The organism is Mycobacterium sp. MMS18-G62, from assembly GCF_053877835.1.
The window spans coordinates 566,290-581,168 of record NZ_CM132662.1 but is presented as its reverse complement, the minus strand read 5'-3'; the positions used below and the strand labels follow the sequence as shown (position 1 = coordinate 581,168).

The 14,879-nt window shown below is 65.9% G+C and carries 16 protein-coding genes; 8 read left to right on the top strand and 8 right to left on the bottom strand.

All coding sequences use genetic code 11. From position 1 onward, the window contains the following. Nucleotides 1–197 precede the first annotated feature (197 nt). Both ACWW36_RS02880 and ACWW36_RS02875 read left to right on the top strand, forming a co-directional pair. The gene (locus ACWW36_RS02880) at nt 198–1,196 is read left to right on the top strand and encodes a GNAT family N-acetyltransferase (RefSeq protein ID WP_456140107.1); all 999 of its coding nucleotides are present in this window, start codon (nt 198–200) and stop codon (nt 1,194–1,196) included. Next, nucleotides 1,196–2,014, top strand: a complete 819-nt coding sequence (locus ACWW36_RS02875; protein ID WP_456140106.1) for a shikimate 5-dehydrogenase — start codon at nt 1,196–1,198, stop codon at nt 2,012–2,014. The genes ACWW36_RS02880 and ACWW36_RS02875 overlap by 1 nt, the downstream gene beginning before the upstream one ends. Nucleotides 2,015–2,055: 41 nt before the next feature. Here ACWW36_RS02875 and ACWW36_RS02870 read toward each other — a convergent pair whose 3' ends face one another. After that, nucleotides 2,056–2,754 (bottom strand): LpqN/LpqT family lipoprotein, encoded by a 699-nt coding sequence (locus tag ACWW36_RS02870; protein WP_456140105.1) that lies wholly within the window; start codon nt 2,752–2,754, stop codon nt 2,056–2,058. A gap of 345 nt (nt 2,755–3,099) precedes the next feature. On the opposite strand from ACWW36_RS02870, the gene ACWW36_RS02865 reads away from it, so the two are divergent. Then, the gene (locus ACWW36_RS02865; RefSeq protein ID WP_456140104.1) at nt 3,100–4,752 is read left to right on the top strand and encodes a PE-PPE domain-containing protein; all 1,653 of its coding nucleotides are present in this window, start codon (nt 3,100–3,102) and stop codon (nt 4,750–4,752) included. 7 nt (nt 4,753–4,759) lie between these two features. Here ACWW36_RS02865 and ACWW36_RS02860 read toward each other — a convergent pair whose 3' ends face one another. Next, nucleotides 4,760–5,053, bottom strand: coding sequence for a hypothetical protein (locus ACWW36_RS02860; protein ID WP_456140103.1), 294 nt, complete (start codon nt 5,051–5,053; stop codon nt 4,760–4,762). Nucleotides 5,054–5,157: 104 nt separating this feature from the next. Continuing rightward, nucleotides 5,158–5,463, bottom strand: coding sequence for a hypothetical protein (locus ACWW36_RS02855; protein WP_456140102.1), 306 nt, complete (start codon nt 5,461–5,463; stop codon nt 5,158–5,160). Nucleotides 5,464–5,550: 87 nt separating this feature from the next. On the opposite strand from ACWW36_RS02855, the gene ACWW36_RS02850 reads away from it, so the two are divergent. Next, nucleotides 5,551–6,204, top strand: coding sequence for a DUF5642 family protein (locus tag ACWW36_RS02850; protein ID WP_456140101.1), 654 nt, complete (start codon nt 5,551–5,553; stop codon nt 6,202–6,204). Nucleotides 6,205–6,232: 28 nt separating this feature from the next. Continuing rightward, on the top strand, nt 6,233–6,898 hold the full coding sequence (locus ACWW36_RS02845; protein ID WP_456140100.1) for a DUF5642 family protein: 666 nt from the start codon (nt 6,233–6,235) through the stop codon (nt 6,896–6,898). On the opposite strand, the gene ACWW36_RS02840 is transcribed toward ACWW36_RS02845, so the two are convergent. Together ACWW36_RS02840 and soxR are read right to left on the bottom strand one after the other, a co-directional pair. Next, on the bottom strand, nt 6,895–7,491 hold the full coding sequence (locus tag ACWW36_RS02840; protein ID WP_456140099.1) for an alpha-ketoglutarate-dependent dioxygenase AlkB: 597 nt from the start codon (nt 7,489–7,491) through the stop codon (nt 6,895–6,897). The genes ACWW36_RS02845 and ACWW36_RS02840 overlap by 4 nt on opposite strands. Before the next feature lie 32 nt (nt 7,492–7,523). Then, nucleotides 7,524–7,958, bottom strand: a complete 435-nt coding sequence (gene soxR / locus ACWW36_RS02835; protein ID WP_456140098.1) for a redox-sensitive transcriptional activator SoxR — start codon at nt 7,956–7,958, stop codon at nt 7,524–7,526. Between soxR and arcA the strand changes: the two genes are divergently transcribed. Beyond that, on the top strand, nt 7,957–9,189 hold the full coding sequence (gene arcA, locus ACWW36_RS02830) for an arginine deiminase (RefSeq protein ID WP_456140097.1): 1,233 nt from the start codon (nt 7,957–7,959) through the stop codon (nt 9,187–9,189). The two genes, soxR and arcA, sit on opposite strands and share 2 nt — an antisense overlap. A gap of 948 nt (nt 9,190–10,137) precedes the next feature. Here arcA and ACWW36_RS02825 read toward each other — a convergent pair. Then, a complete protein-coding gene (locus tag ACWW36_RS02825) occupies nt 10,138–11,679 on the bottom strand; it encodes a dolichyl-phosphate-mannose--protein mannosyltransferase (RefSeq protein ID WP_456140096.1) in 1,542 nt (513 codons plus the stop codon). A gap of 24 nt (nt 11,680–11,703) precedes the next feature. On the opposite strand from ACWW36_RS02825, the gene rsmI reads away from it, so the two are divergent. Together rsmI and ACWW36_RS02815 are read left to right on the top strand one after the other, a co-directional pair. Then, nucleotides 11,704–12,540, top strand: coding sequence for a 16S rRNA (cytidine(1402)-2'-O)-methyltransferase (rsmI, locus tag ACWW36_RS02820; protein WP_456140095.1), 837 nt, complete (start codon nt 11,704–11,706; stop codon nt 12,538–12,540). A gap of 12 nt (nt 12,541–12,552) precedes the next feature. After that, complete coding sequence (locus ACWW36_RS02815; RefSeq protein WP_456140094.1) at nt 12,553–13,290, top strand: alpha/beta fold hydrolase; 738 nt, start codon at nt 12,553–12,555, stop codon at nt 13,288–13,290. Here the strand turns inward: ACWW36_RS02815 and ACWW36_RS02810 are convergent. Both ACWW36_RS02810 and ACWW36_RS02805 read right to left on the bottom strand, forming a co-directional pair. Next, nucleotides 13,232–14,467: an aminodeoxychorismate synthase component I gene (locus ACWW36_RS02810; protein ID WP_456140093.1), complete on the bottom strand. Its 1,236-nt coding sequence runs from the start codon at nt 14,465–14,467 to the stop codon at nt 13,232–13,234. The genes ACWW36_RS02815 and ACWW36_RS02810 overlap by 59 nt on opposite strands. A gap of 46 nt (nt 14,468–14,513) precedes the next feature. After that, entirely contained in the window at nt 14,514–14,792 is a 279-nt protein-coding gene (locus ACWW36_RS02805; protein WP_456140092.1) for a 2TM domain-containing protein, read from the bottom strand. Nucleotides 14,793–14,879 lie beyond the last annotated feature (87 nt).

Here is a 14,879-nt window from a genome sequence, read left to right as displayed (position 1 = left end):
CAAATGTATTCTCCCTAGCTATCAATTCTCATGAGAAATTGGTGTAAACCGTCCCTCGCATCACTGACCGTTGAAGATTCGTGGTGTCCTGAAACCGCAGGTGGCAACGTGGGGCAGCGAGACGGCGAAAGTCGCTGAGGCGGCGCCGCCTGGGGCCTTCCTTGCTCGCCGCGAGGACGACGCCGTAGCCTCGTGACGTGGCCGGCCTGACTGCTGTCCGAGCCGACGAACTCGCTGCATTGGAGGTCTTCGCCGGCTGCACGACCGAGGCTTTGGTACCGCTCGCCGCGCAGCTTCGTCCACTGTCGGCCGCGCCGGGCCAGGTGCTCATGCAACAGGGCGAACTCGCGGTGTCGTTCCTGATCATCGGGTCCGGTCGCGCGGAGGTCACCCACACCGGACTCGACGGCCACGACACTGTGGTCGAGTTAGTCCCTGGCTTGGTCGTCGGCGAGATCTCGTTACTTCGCGACGCGCCGCGCACCGCGACCGTGGTCGCGACCGAACGGCTGACGGGCTGGGTCGGCGGCCGCGAGGCATTCTCCACCATGCTCGAGATCCCTGGCATGATGGAAAAGCTGCTCCGGACGGCACGTCAGCGGCTGGCGGCGTTCATCACACCGATTCGGGTCCCTTTGCGCGACAACACAGAATTGTTTTTGCGGCCGGTGCTGCCCGGGGACAACGAGCGCACCGCAAACGGCCCGGTCGAGTTCTCCAGCGAGACGCTCTACCGCCGATTCCAGTCGATGCGAGCCCCCACCAGATCTCTGATGACCTACCTGTTCGAGGTCGACTACGTCGATCACTTCGTGTGGGTGATGACCGATGGGCCCGAGGGTCCGGTGGTCGCGGATGCACGTTTCGTCCGAGACGAGAATGACCCCACCGTTGCCGAGGTGGCGTTCATCGTCGCCGACGCGTACCAGGGTCGGGGCATCGGCACCTTCCTCATGGGCGCCCTCGCCGTCGCGGCGGGCTCCGACGGCGTGCAACGGTTTACGGCGCGGGTGCTGGCCGAGAACGTCCCCATGCGCACGATCCTGGATCAGTACGGAGCGATCTGGCACCGCGAGGATCTCGGCGTCGTGACTACGTCCATCGACGTTCCCCAGCCCAGCACACTGCACTTCTCACCGGAGCTCACACGACAGATCCGTGACGTGACTCGTCAGGTCATTCGGGCCGTCGGCTGATGCGCCCGCCGTTATCCAAGGACACCCGGTTGTGTATCTCGCTGGCCGGGCGGCCGAGCAATATCGGCACCAGGTTCCACAACCACCTCTACGAGATGCTCGGCTTGGACTTCATCTACAAGGCGTTCACCACCACCGACATCGTCGCTGCGATTGGCGGCGTACGCGCTCTCGGCATCCGCGGTTGTTCCGTGTCAATGCCGTTCAAGCAGGACGTCATCGCGCTCGTCGACGAGGTGGAGCCCTCTGCGCGTGTGATCGACGCCGTGAACACGATCGTCAACGACGACGGGTACCTGACGGCGTCGAACACGGATTACCTTGCCGTGCAGCAACTCATCGATCAACATCGGCTGGACTCAGACGACGCGGTGATCATTCGTGGTAGCGGCGGCATGGCCAATGCGGTCGGTGTCGCTTTTCGGGACAAGGGTTTTCACTCTGGCACTGTGGTCGCCCGAAACGAGGAAACAGGACGCGCGCTCGCCGACCGGCTTGGCTATGCCTACGCCCGTGACGTGGACGGGCTGGCGGCGCCCGTGGTCGTGAACGTCACGCCGATCGGGATGGCCGGCGGTCCCGAGGCGCAGGAAAAACCGTTCGACGAGAAGACGATTGACAACGCGCGTGTTGTTTTCGACGTGGTCGCTCTGCCGTCGGAAACGCCACTGATCGAAGCGGCCCGCGCGGCGGGGGCCGCGGTGATCACCGGTGCGGAAGTGATCGCATTGCAGGCGGCTGAGCAGTTCGACCGTTACACCGGCGTGCGGCCGACGGCCGAGCAGGTGGCGGAGGCGTCGGCCATTTCCCGAGCGTGACCCCGGGATGGGCGGCGAACCGCCCGTCCCGGATCGTCGCGCTATGGAGTGATCTTGGTCTGCTCGTCGATGACGCCGGTCGCATCCATCAGCGGACCCATCTGATCCTCGGTGCCATCGGCGTTGAGCTGCAATACATACAGCCCGTCCTTGCCAGGAATCACCACCGTCTTCTGGGCGATGACTCGCTTGACGCCGTCCCTGGTGTACGCGCCGCCGATCTGGGTGGCATCGAAACCACTGAGCGTGCTCTTGGTCCCCTCTTGCGCGCCGTCGTAGTTGGGCAGGTTCTTGATCTCACCCGGCGCGAACTCGAGGATCTTGGCAGGGTCGACGTTGCCCGTCAGCTTGGACACCAGGGCGATGATCGTCGGCGGATCCTGGGCCATCGCGGGATCGCTGAAAAGGATTGCGCCATAAGCCCATTCCGGTGTGCGGTTTCCTGCGTCCTCCCATCCCGGCGGGAATGGCAAATCGATGGTGGGCGACCCGGGATCACCGCGGTGAACCGGCGTTTCGACGATGTTGTTTTCCTTGATGTAGTCAACGATCGTCTTGTTCGGCCCCGATGCCTCGGCCGTCGTCGTGGGTGCGGCCTTGCTTGTGGTCGTCTTCGACTCGCTCGAGGTGGTCTTCGAGGTGGACGGCTCGCTCTTGGTGTTCGATCCGCAGCCGGATAGGCCGATGCCGAGCGCGACCGCCGCGATGGCGACAACACCGGCCCGCACTGACGATTTCATAGGGGCTCCCGTCGATTGGAAAATCTCCGCCGTAGCCTACGGTCGGCAAACACTCGTTGCAGGTGAAATCCGCGACGGCGGGCTGTTCGCCTGCAAGGCTTGATGTGGTCGACATTTGCTAGATCGATCTTGACGTTGCCGATGGCCGGACGGTCGAGCAGAAGTGCTTGAATTATCAAATATCTGCCGCTGGCTGAGCCGAATCCGCCAATCATTCGCCGTCATCGGTGCAAAATCGGGCTGTGCTGCTGTTTCTACGCGGGCATGTCATAACTCGCAGCTGTAGGTCACGGACGGTCAGCACCGTGTCCCGGGTCTGCGGTGTTTGACGAAGGAGTCTTGACCATGCGTGTTCTCACTCGTTCGCTGTGCGCGGCCCTACTGGCGTTATTGGGGGCCGTGGTACTGACGGCCTCGTGGTCGATGTCGACCGCCGTGCAACTGCAGGCCGCGACCGCGCTCATCATGGGGGGCCGCGACCATCCGCTCGGGCCACCGAAGGACCAGCCCCCGTTCGTCACGGCGTACCTCGACAACGCCGTCAACAGCTACATCAGTCCGGCGGCCGCCGCAGGTACAGGCACGTCGGCCGCCGACAACGCGGTCGCGGTCATCTACCCTGCGGAGTTCTTTCCGTTATCCGGCTCGTCGACCTTCGACGAGTCGGTAGCCATCGGCCGGGCGAATGTGCACAACTGCCTGGAGGCGAACGCCTCCTGCAATTTCAACAACGATCCGGCCGTCGACCCGCAGGTCGGATCCGACCCGCCGCAGCCCGGCGATACCTTCATCGTCTTTGGCTACTCCGAGAGCGCCGTGATCGCGTCACTGGTCAAACGAGACCTGATCGACAACTTCCAGGCCGGCGACCCGAGCACGTCGTTCGAGTTTGTCGCAAACGCGATGCGGCCCAACGGCGGTGTCTTGGAGCGCGGCGTGGGGTTGCCGACGATCCCGTTCTTCGGCATCACCTTCTATGGTGCTGCGCCGACGAACAGTCCAGTGGTGAACGACGGTGGCACGCCGGACGATCCGACCGACGACACCTACCTGTATCCGACCATCGACGTCGCACAGCAGTACGACGGGCTCGGCGGGGACTTTCCGGTCAGGCCGTTGAATCTGCTGGCCACCTTCAATGCGATCGCCGGGTTTGCCTACCTGCACGGCAATGTCATCAACAGGCCGCTCAGCGACGCCCAGTTCCAAGGCAAGATGGGCGACACCACCTACTACCTGTTCACCGCCGACACGCTTCCGATCTTGACGCCTCTTGCGCAGATCGGTGTCCCCGCGCCGATCATCCGGCTCCTTGACGCGCCGCTGCGGGTCTTGATCGAGGACGCCTATGCGCGAGACGTAAACCCTGGGACTCCCACGCCAGCAAGCATTCTGCCGATCGGAAATCCGATCGCCCTGGCCCTGAACCTGCTGGCGTCCATCCCCGTCGGTATCGACGATGCCTTACAGGAGCTCGGTGTGGGCCGCGCGCTGGGCACCACCCCAGCGGGGCCGTTCGGCGTCGGCGGCCCGGCACTGCCGCCGGCCCCGACGGCGACGACCACCACCACAACCACGACCATGTCCACGCTGTCGGCTCCCGCCGTCGAACAGGACAACACCGAAACGGCTACACCCCAAGTCAATTCGCTGACGAGCGGGCGAGTGTCCGAACCCACGGCGACCGCAACGCCCACGGCTGGGAACAACTCCGACGTGAAACCCACATCGGTCGAGCCGACCGCGACGGCCACGCCGTCGGCGTCCCCCACGCCGACAGCGAAGCCGACCGCGAGCACGTCGACCCCGGAGACGAAGACGACGCCCGCTGCAACCGAACCAGACCCACCCAAGGTGCGTGGCCCCATCGAATTCGACTCGCAGAAGACCCAAGCGCAGACACCGTCGTCCCCGTCGGGTGGACAACAGCCCGCCGGAAGCGAGCCGAGCACCGGTACGGCTGAGAGCACCGCCAAATCCGAGAACAACGCCGCCTAGGCGCGCATCAGCACTTGGCCGTCAAGTACACGGTCTGATAGACAATTCGGCTGACGAACTCGCCGCCCGCCGCGGCGGCATGGGAGACCATCTCACCGGGCCGCACGGAGTCGACCGTGCAATGGTCGAGCGGACCGGTGCCCAGTTTGTTGAGGACCACCTTGTAGCCGTTGTTCTCCAATTCGTTGACCGTGTCCTGCGCCGATCCGACGCCCGACGGGGCCGCGTTGGCGCCCGCCGGGAGCCCCAGGCTCAGCGCAAAGCATGTTCCCGCAATGGCGGCAGGCAACAATTTGTTCATTCGTGGTGCCTTCCACGTTCATCTCGCTGGCCACTGGCCGGCCACACAGTGAAACTCGTTGTAGCGCAATTTGATTCCGACGTGCACCGGGCCCGCAGCGAATCTCAGCGGTTGCAGTCCAGCGTCACGTGAATCGACTTCGACACGACGACGGTGACGACGTCTCGATTGTGATCGTGACCCGTGACGATCGTCTGCGTCAGCGTCTGTGGATGGCGGACATCAGTCACCTCACACTGTCCGATATCGCCATTGCCGACACGGTCGACAATGACGTCGTAACCCTCCGCTTCCAACCGCTCGATTGTCTGCTCGGCGTCACTCCCACTGGCGGGCTGGGCGGCAGCCATTCCCGTCGGCGCAAAAGCCACCGCGGCGACTGCTACTGCCGCGCCGAGGACCGCATGCATGACAACTCCTCCCAAATTGATCTATCGCTTGCGGCTCTCGGGTTGTTCCCAGCAATTTCTAAGCGTTCTCTGTGGTATCAACGCCGGGTGCGGCTGTTCGGCTTGTTCGCGGCGCTGGTGCTGTTCGTGGCGGCGTGCGGCCGGTCGCCGTCGCTCGCACCGTCCCCGACGCCGTCGAGCTCGGCGGCACAGGTGAACCCGGCACGCATCGAGCGAGTGCGCGGCGACCTGCCAGCCGGCTACGAGGTGACCCCGCTGTCTGGCCGGGCGGCGCCGGTCCTGTTCTGGGGCTTCGGCCCCGGTTGGGCGGCCGACCCGCCGCGGTGCGGCGCACTCGCGGATCCGGCTGCCGATGCGCCGACGACTCGGGGGTGGTCCGCCTCAGGTGCGGGAGGCATCGTGTACGCGGTGGTGGCGGGGACGCGCGCGGACCTCGATCCGTCGGTCGTCGCCGAGTGTGGCCAGTGGTCGTTGACCTCGGGGCGCACCAGCGGAAGTGTCACATCCGTCGCAGCGCCTGCGATCGACGGTGCAGCGACGGTCGGCATGACCGTCGCGACCACAACCGTCGTCGAGGGCGGCACCGAAACGCATTCACATGCCGACTCGTTCACCGCCTATCTGGGCGATTACGTCGCGATGGTCACCATCGTCAGCGATCCCGGCTCGCCGAATCCCGCACTCGGACAGGAATTCGCCGCGGAACTGCTCGTCAAAACGGTGTCGGCATTACGCGGATGAACACAGTCCTGCGGGTACATTGGCGGCGATGTTGACCCGAAGGGCGATGCCCGTCCTATGCGCCGCCGCGCTTGCCGGATGCGCCACCGGGCAATCGGCAGAGCCGGACCTCTCGCACGCCAACATCGCCAACGTGGCGAACATCAAGTCCAGCTTCGGCCCGCAGTTCCAGGTGACAAGCGTCGGGCCGACGGGCATCGATCCGCGGCTGCTGGGGCCCCAATCGTTGCCGCAGGGCATGACGTTCGATCCGGCCGACTGCGCGAAGTCGGCCGGCCAGCAGCTGGTGCCGCCTGGGGCGAAAGGCAACATGGCGGCGACCACGGCCGAGGGCGATGGCAACCGGTTCATCGCGATCGCGCTCGAAACCTCCGAACCCGTTCCGGCCAGCGATCCTGCGCAGAACTGCCAGAAGGTCGGGTTCGCGGGTCCGGGCGTGCGCGGCCTTGTCGAGGTGGTCGAGGCGCCGAAGATCGACGGCGTTCACACCGTCGCCACGCACCGAGTACTGCAGACGACGGTCGACGGCAAGCCCCGTACCGGAGAGCTCTACAACTACGTCGCCAGCTTCGGGCCCTTCTTGGTGATCGTGACCGCGAACCCGTTGGTGCTACCCGACAAGCCCGTCGCGCCGGTCAACACGCAGCGCGCCCGCGATGTGCTGGCGGCCGCCGTGGCCGCGGTCAAGGGCTAGCGCACGTCGTGGGGGCGGAACTGCATGCTGATGCGCGGGCCGACCGGCCGCGTGGTCTTGGGAATCGAGTGCTCCCACGTGCGCTGGCAAGAGCCACCCATCACCAGTAGGTCGCCGTGACGGTGCGCGATGCGCAGCGACTTGCCGCCGCCCTTCGGTCGTAACGCGAAAACCCTTGTCGCGCCGAGGCTTACGATCGCCACCATGGTGTCCTCTGTGCTGCTGCGGCCGATGGTGTCGCCGTGCCATGCGACGCTGTCGTTGCCGTCGCGATAAAGGCAAAGGCCCGCGGAGACGAACGGTTCGCCGAGTTCGCCCGCGTATGCGTCGTTGAGCCGCCGGCGCATCTGCTTCAGCCGTGGATGCGGGGCAGGCTCCTCGAGGAGGTTGTGGAAGCTGACCAGTCGCGGCACGTCGACGACACGGTCGTACATCGGCCTGCGCTCCGCGCGCCACGGGACGACGTCCATCAGTTCGTCGAACAGCGTGTCGGCGTCGGTCAGCCAGCCCGAGCGCACCTCGATCCACGCGCCGTTGCCGAGGTGACGACGATCGGCGGCCTCGAAGAGTGAGCTCTGAAGAGCCACTTCCATGAGATCAGTTTATCGCACAGGCGTTCGAAGGTTTAGAGGCGGACCGCGCCGGGCCCCTGCTCGGCGAGCATGTCGCCGGGGTTGGACAGCGCGCAGGTCTTCAGGCTCAGGCAGCCGCAGCCGATGCAGCCCGCCAGATTGTCCCGCAGCCGCTGCAGATGCACTATCCGGTCGTCGAGGTCTTGGCGCCAGCCCGCCGAGAGTCTGGCCCAGTCCTTGCTGGTCGGAACGCGATCGGTGGGCAGCGTCGTGAGTGCCTCGCGGATGCGGGCCAGCGGGATGCCGAGCCGCTGGGACATGCGGATGAACGCGACGCGTCTGAGCGTCTCCCGGGCATATCTGCGTTGGTTGCCGCTGGTGCGCTTGCTGGCGATGAGCCCTTCGCGTTCGTAGAAGTGGAGCGCGGAGACGGCGACGCCGCTGCGGTCTGACATCTCGCCGGGAGTGAGTTCGTGAATCAGCTCCATGAGCTCAACCATAGTTAAGGTGCTAGGTGTGAACTTGGGCTGCGACTCGGAAGTGGGCCGGCTGCGTGCCGTCATCTTGCATCGACCTGGCGCCGAACTGCAGCGGCTCACGCCACGCAACAACGACGCGCTGTTGTTCGACGGCCTGCCGTGGGTGAGCAAGGCGCAGCGAGAGCATGATGCGTTCGCCGCGCTGTTGCGGTCGCGGGGAGTCGACGTGCTGCTGTTGGCGGACCTGTTGACGGAGGCGTTGTCCCATAGTGGCGCGGCGCGGATGCACGGGATCGCGGCGGCGGTGGATCCGCGACGGCTGGGTTTGCCGCTGGCGCAGGAGCTTTCGACATATTTGCGGACGTTGGATACGGCTCCGTTGGCCCACGTGTTGATGGCAGGGATGACGTTCAACGAGCTGCCGTTTTCCGGAGGCGAGCTGTCGTTGGTGCGGCGCATGCACCACGGCGGAGACTTCGTGATCGACCCACTGCCTAACTTGCTGTTCACCCGGGACTCGTCGTTTTGGATCGGGCCGCGGGTGGCGATCACATCGCTGGCGCTGCCAGCCAGGGTGCGTGAGACGTCGCTGACAGATCTGATCTATGCGCATCATCCGCGGTTCCTTGGGGTGCGGCGGGCTTACGAATCGCGCTCGGCGCCGGTCGAAGGCGGGGACGTGCTGCTGCTGGCACCGGGTGTGGTGGCGGTCGGAGTGGGGGAGCGGACGACGCCTGCCGGGGCGGAAGCGTTGGCGCGCAGCCTGTTCGACGATGACCTTGCGCATACGGTGCTGGCGGTGCCGATCGCGCAGGAGCGTGCACAGATGCACCTCGACACGGTGTGCACGATGGTCGACGTCGACGCGGTCGTGATGTATCCGAACATCGTGGATTCGTTGTCCGCCTTCACGATTCACCGCGACGGGAATGGTGGGGTTCGGATCGACGATGCGGCGCCGTTCGTGGAGGCGGCGGCCGCGGCGATGCAAATCGACAAGCTGCGGGTGATCGCGACGGGTCTGGACCCGGTGACGGCTGAGCGCGAGCAGTGGGACGACGGCAACAACACGTTGGCTGTCGCGCCCGGCGTCGTCGTCGCCTACGAGCGCAATGCGGAAACCAATGCCCGCCTGGCCGATTCGGGCATCGAGGTGTTGCCGATCGAAGCGTCGGAGCTGGGCACGGGCCGCGGCGGGCCGAGATGTATGTCGTGTCCCGCCGCCCGCGATCCGCTCTAGCGCCAGCCGCGTCGGCGAAAGCCTCTGCAGTCTCGATAGTGGATACCCGCGCTCGATCACCGCTGCACGGACCAGGTACGCGACGATCTTCGGGTGGTGCACACCGGCGGCGGAAATCATCGTCCATCCGGCGTCAGCGAGGAAACCGGGTTTACCGGTGCCGAATTCGACTCCGACCTTTGGCGCCTCGTAGCCCATGGCAATGAGTGCCAGACTGGTGCCGTCGGTGACAGTGAATCGGGTTCTCGGGGCAGGAAAACCCGCATCGATGAGGGCTAGGCGAATCACGCTTTCCCTCGGTGTGTGCGATCCCCCGTCCATCAGGCCGAGCGTGTCGATTGATGTGCGCAATTCTCGCGCTCCGCGATAGCGATCGACTAACGGCAGCACATGTGAAGCGGTGAGGCCTGTCGCGCGGGCTAGTGCGTCGAGGTGAGGGATGGCATTGTCGCGCGGGGAATGCCTCGCGAGGTCTAGCGCGGTCCGCTCGGGTGTAGTGACGGGCAGACCGGCGATCTCCACGATCTCGTCGGTTGCGATGCGTTCGTTTCGAACGACGATTCCTGGCGGCGGACGCCCACAGCGCCAGATCAATTCGACATCGCAGGATTCGTCGATCGATCGTGAGCCGTGCAGGGCAGCCGCGGTGAGGCCGGCGATCACCCCTTGGCGTCGAGACCAAAGCCATGCACCGAGGGTGCGAAGCGAAAGCGACGGCGTCGCGCTCTTGCGGACATATACGTCTGGCAGGATGGTCCGATAGTTCCAGCGCAATTGGCCGCGGGAGAGCGTACCGGCCGCCAGCGCTTCGCTGCCGATGAAGACGTCATCCATGATCTGGATGCTGACCAACCCGACTGACATCTGGGCTTCCTACCGTCGAGATTGCACTCAGGGTTGTGGATATCGATCACAGCCCTGTATGCAATCTCGGCGCTAGCACGCCAACTAGCGCCAACTGGGGAGCCAGATCTGCATGTTCCACGTCGACTGCGAGATCGGCAGGCCCGTCAGGATCGGGTACATCCACGCGAAGTTCGTAATCACCAGCGCCACATAGCAACTCACGACGATGAGCCCCAGCGTTCGTCGCTCCGAGTTCTGATTGGGCTTGTGCAAGATGTCGCCGAGGATCATCGCGATCATCAACACCAGGAACGGCGCCATCGTCGCCGCATAGAAGAAATACATCTGCCGGTCGATGTCGGCGAACCACGGCAGGAATCCCGCGCCGTAGCCGACGAGGAGCGCGCCGTAGCGCCAATCCCGCTTGACGAACGCCCGCCACAGCGCCCACGCCAGCACCGGCACCGCGATGAACCACATCGCCGGCGTGCCCACCAACATCACGGCCTTCACGCACGACTGCGCCCCACAGCCCGGCACATCCTGGTTGTCGATCGCGTACAGCACCGGCCGCAGCGACATCGGCCACGTCCACGGCTTGGACTCCCACGGGTGGTGGTTGCCATCCGCGTTCGTCAGGCCTGCGTGGAACTTGTACGCGGCATGCGTGTAGTGCCACAGCGACCGCAGCGCATCCGGAATCGGCAGCGCGCTGTCGGGACCGATCGACTGGCCCACCTCGTGCCGGTTCACTCCCGTCTCCGACGCGAACCACGGCGCATACGACGCCAGGTACACCCCGAACGGAATCAGCGCCAGCGCATACAACGACGGCCCCAGGTCGCGCCTTAACGTCCCCACCCACGGCCGCGGCACTCGATACTGCCTGCGTGCGGCGATGTCGAACGCCAGCGTCATCAGGCCGAAGAACACCACGAAGTACAGCCCCGACCACTTTGTCGCACAAGCCAATCCGAGCAGCACACCCGCGCCGAACCGCCACCACCGCACACCGAGCCGCGGTCCCCACGGCGTCTCGGCGATGCGGCCCTCGAGCAGCGCGACGTGCATCCGCTCACGAACCTGGTCGCGGTCGACCATCAGACACGCGAACGCCGCGACGACCCACAGCGTCAGAAACCCATCCAGCAGCGCCGTGCGCGACGCGACGAAACTGACACCGTCGGCGATCAACAGCAGCCCGGCGATACCGCCGACCAACGTCGACCGGCTGATGCGCCGGCCGATCCGCACCACCAACAGCACGAGGATCACGCCGCACACCGCGCCGGAGAACCGCCAACCCAGCCCGTTGTAGCCGAACAGCGCCTCACCGATCGCGATCAGCTGCTTGCCGACCGGCGGGTGCACCACCAGGCCGTAGCCCGGGTTGTCCTCCACGCCGTGGTTGTGCAGCAGCTGCCAGGCCTGCGGCGCGTAGTGCTTCTCGTCGAAGATCGGCGTGCCCGCGTCGGTCGGCGAACCCAGGTTCAAAAACCGTGTCACCGCCGCCAGCGCCGTGATGACGGCCGTCATCGCCCAGCCCTGCAGCCGGTCGACGGGCCCGAAGTCGGCGACCGGCACCAGCGGCGCGGGGCTGATGACGGGAACCGCGCGCGGCGCTTCGGTGGCGGGAGCGGTCACGACAGCGATCGTAGGCTGTTCCGAATGAGCCCCGGCCGACTGCTTATCGCCGCCACGCCGCTGGGCCAGCCTTCGGACGCCTCGGCGCGGCTGATGAGCGCCCTTGGCAGCGCCGACGTCATCGCCGCGGAGGACACCCGCCGGATCCGGACCCTGGCCCAGGCCCTCGAGGTCAAGCTGGCAGGCAAAGTCGTCAGCCTGTTCGACCAGAACGAGGCGTCGCGGATTCCGGCGCTGATCGACGACATCAGGGCGGGCGCGACGGTTTTGCTGGTCAGCGATGCCGGTATGCCGCTGATCAACGACCCCGGATACCGTCTCGTGGTTGCGTGCGTGGATGCAGGCCTATCGGTCAGCTGCCTGCCCGGTCCCTCCGCGGTGACGACGGCACTGGCCGTGTCCGGCCTGCCGTCGGACAGGTTCTGCTTCGAAGGCTTTGCACCACGCAAGCAGTCAGCGCGTGTGACCTGGCTCAAGACGCTGGCCGCCGAATCGCGCACATGCGTGTTCTTCGAGTCGCCGCGCCGGTTGCCCGGCACGCTGAAGGACGCGCTCGACGTGCTCGGGCCGTCGCGCAGAGCCGCCATCTGCCGCGAACTCACCAAGACGCACGAGGAGATCGTCCGGGGGTCGCTCGCCGAACTGGCCGACTGGGCGTCCGGCGGCGTGCTCGGCGAGATCACCGTCGTGCTGGCCGGCGCCAGGCCGCAGGCCGATCTGGAGACGCTGGTGGCCGAGGTGAACGGGCTTGTCGAGGACGGCATGCGGGTCAAGGATGCGTGCGCGCAGGTCGTCGCCGCGAATCCCGGCGCACCGTCGCGGCGTGAGCTTTACGATGCGGTTCTGCGCTCGCGGCCCTGACACGGAGGCGTTATGGCACTGCCCGCCCTTGTACTCGTGCACGGCGGCGCACATGCGGCGGACTGCTGGGATCTGACCGTCGACGAAATCAACAGGCTCGCACCAGAACTCGATGTGCTCGCCGTCGACCTGCCGGGCCGACGCGGCAAGCCAGGCAATCTCGAGACGGACTCGACCGCCGACTGGGTGCGTTCGGCCGTCGCCGATATCGAGGACGCCGGGTTCGACGAGGTCGTCATCGTCGGCCACTCGCTCGCGGGCGTGACGATTCCGGGCGTCGCCGCCAAGCTCGGCTCGTCGCGGGTACGCGAATTGATCTTCGCCACGGCGTTCGTCCCGCCGGAAGGCACCGCCGTGGTAGACACGCTCGCCGGGCCGTTGGCCTGGTATGCAAGGCGCGGCGCGAAAACCCGCAAGACCGGCGAATTACCTGCTGCCGTGGCCTCTTTCGCGTTTGTGAACGGGGTTCCCCGTGCGCGGCGCCGATACCTCCTCGACCGCCTATATGCCGATTCGCCTTGTATAGCGACCGAAAACGTGTCCCGGCGTGAGATGCCCGACGAGATACCGCGGACCTGGATTCTGACCACCCGCGATCGCGCGCTGTCGGTCAGGTCGCAGCGCAACAGCATCGCCGCCCTAGGCGGCGTGCAGACAATGTTCCCGATGGATACGTGTCACGACCTGATGATCAGCGAGCCGAAGCGATTGGCCGAAATTCTCGTCGAGCGGTGTCGGGCCTATCGATGATGGGTGCCGCCTTGTGCAGGCATTCGTCCCATTCGCGATCCGGATCCGAGTCGGCGGTGATCCCGCCGCCAACCCCTAGAACGGCGTTGCCCGCGGCGTCGAACTCCACGGTGCGGATCGCGACATTCAGCTCACAGCCCGCAACTGGTGACGCCAAACCGACTGTGCCGCAATAAACTCCGCGGCGATGCGGCTCCCACTCGGCAAGGAGCTGACGGGCCCGTGTCTTCGGTGTGCCCGTCACCGAAGCGGGTGGGAACGTCGCGTCGAGCACCGCGGCCATCGGCATGTCGGCGTCGACTCGCGCCGACACAGTCGACACCAGATGCCATACCCCCGGCGCCGGGCGCACAGCCAGCAGCTCAGGCACGGTCACGGTGCCGGTCATGGCGACGCGGCCCAGGTCGTTGCGGACCAGGTCGACGATCATGATGTTCTCCGCCACGTCTTTGGTCGACGCCCGCAGCGCCGCCGGATCCGCGTACCGCGGCAGCGTGCCCTTGATCGGGCTCGACGTCACGATCTCGCCGCGCCGTCGCAGAAACAACTCGGGTGACAACGACGCCACGGCACCCCACGATCCCGCCACGAACGCCGCCCGCGCCGGCGCGGTGCGGGTCACCGCGTCGACGAAGAAGTCGATCGGCTGGCCGCTGAGCCGGCCGGCGAACTGCGTGCACACGCACGCCTGATAAATCTCGCCCGCCGCGATGGCCTCCAGACACTCCAGCACGCCGCGGCGGTGGGCATCCCGGTCCGCGTCGTCCCAGACGATGTCGAAGGACCGGGGCAGCACGCGAGCGTCCAGCGCCTCTGCGACCCACGCGGAAATCGCTGCGCCGGAAAGGCTTTCATACCACCATTGCCCGTCGCGGTCCTGTCGCAGCACGCAGTCCGACCAGCCACCGGCCGCTGCAGGCACGCGACCCCCGCCGTCGGGATAGGACAGATATCCGAACCATCCGCCGCCGATCGCCCCGCCCGATGCGGCGGTGGAGACGGCGAACACCTCGTCAACCGCAACGGCCTTCAATGAGGGCGCGATGACGGCCGCCGAGCCGAACCACTCGCCGATCAACGCGGCCGGCGGGGGCAGGCCACGGCGTTCGGCGGCATAGGCAAGCGCTCGCAGCACCGCAGGGGCGCTGCCCAGGTCGCCGAGCCGCTCGATCCGCACCGACCAAGCGTGACAGAGACCTAGCGACTGCTCGCGCGGGAGTCCGTTAGTTCAAGCGGTTGATTTCCTTGCGGATCTGGTCCTCGGTCGGCCGACCAGGTGAAAACGTGTCCCAGGAGTGCATGATCAGGCCGATTCCCCAGCCGCCCAGAGGAAAGATCGGCCAGAAGAAGCCTCGCCCGGCGACGAAATACCAGATCGCGATCAGGAATGCGTTCACGAGGACATAGACCAGCAGGTGCTGGTAGAACTCCCGCTTCTTCTTCAACCGAGCTATCGCCTCGGCGCGCCGGGGATCGCTGTCGTTGGACTCCATGTCGGTCATGTCTTGCACCTCCTCAACCATCAGTACTCCCGGCTGGCGACAGTCACCACGGCACAAAGTCACTCGTGACATGGCCGTTTGGCTGTG

Coding starts and splice junctions, on each gene's coding strand:
- ACWW36_RS02860 (WP_456140103.1), bottom strand. CDS start 5,053: ATGAACAAATTGTTGCCTGCCGCCATTGCGGGAACATGCTTTGCGCTG.
- ACWW36_RS02845 (WP_456140100.1), top strand. CDS start 6,233: ATGTTGACCCGAAGGGCGATGCCCGTCCTATGCGCCGCCGCGCTTGCC.
- soxR (WP_456140098.1), bottom strand. CDS start 7,958: ATGGAGCTGATTCACGAACTCACTCCCGGCGAGATGTCAGACCGCAGC.
- ACWW36_RS02875 (WP_456140106.1), top strand. CDS start 1,196: ATGCGCCCGCCGTTATCCAAGGACACCCGGTTGTGTATCTCGCTGGCC.
- rsmI (WP_456140095.1), top strand. CDS start 11,704: ATGAGCCCCGGCCGACTGCTTATCGCCGCCACGCCGCTGGGCCAGCCT.
- ACWW36_RS02805 (WP_456140092.1), bottom strand. CDS start 14,792: ATGACCGACATGGAGTCCAACGACAGCGATCCCCGGCGCGCCGAGGCG.
- ACWW36_RS02840 (WP_456140099.1), bottom strand. CDS start 7,491: ATGGAAGTGGCTCTTCAGAGCTCACTCTTCGAGGCCGCCGATCGTCGT.
- ACWW36_RS02870 (WP_456140105.1), bottom strand. CDS start 2,754: ATGAAATCGTCAGTGCGGGCCGGTGTTGTCGCCATCGCGGCGGTCGCG.
- ACWW36_RS02855 (WP_456140102.1), bottom strand. CDS start 5,463: ATGCATGCGGTCCTCGGCGCGGCAGTAGCAGTCGCCGCGGTGGCTTTT.
- ACWW36_RS02865 (WP_456140104.1), top strand. CDS start 3,100: ATGCGTGTTCTCACTCGTTCGCTGTGCGCGGCCCTACTGGCGTTATTG.
- ACWW36_RS02815 (WP_456140094.1), top strand. CDS start 12,553: ATGGCACTGCCCGCCCTTGTACTCGTGCACGGCGGCGCACATGCGGCG.
- arcA (WP_456140097.1), top strand. CDS start 7,957: ATGAGCTCAACCATAGTTAAGGTGCTAGGTGTGAACTTGGGCTGCGAC.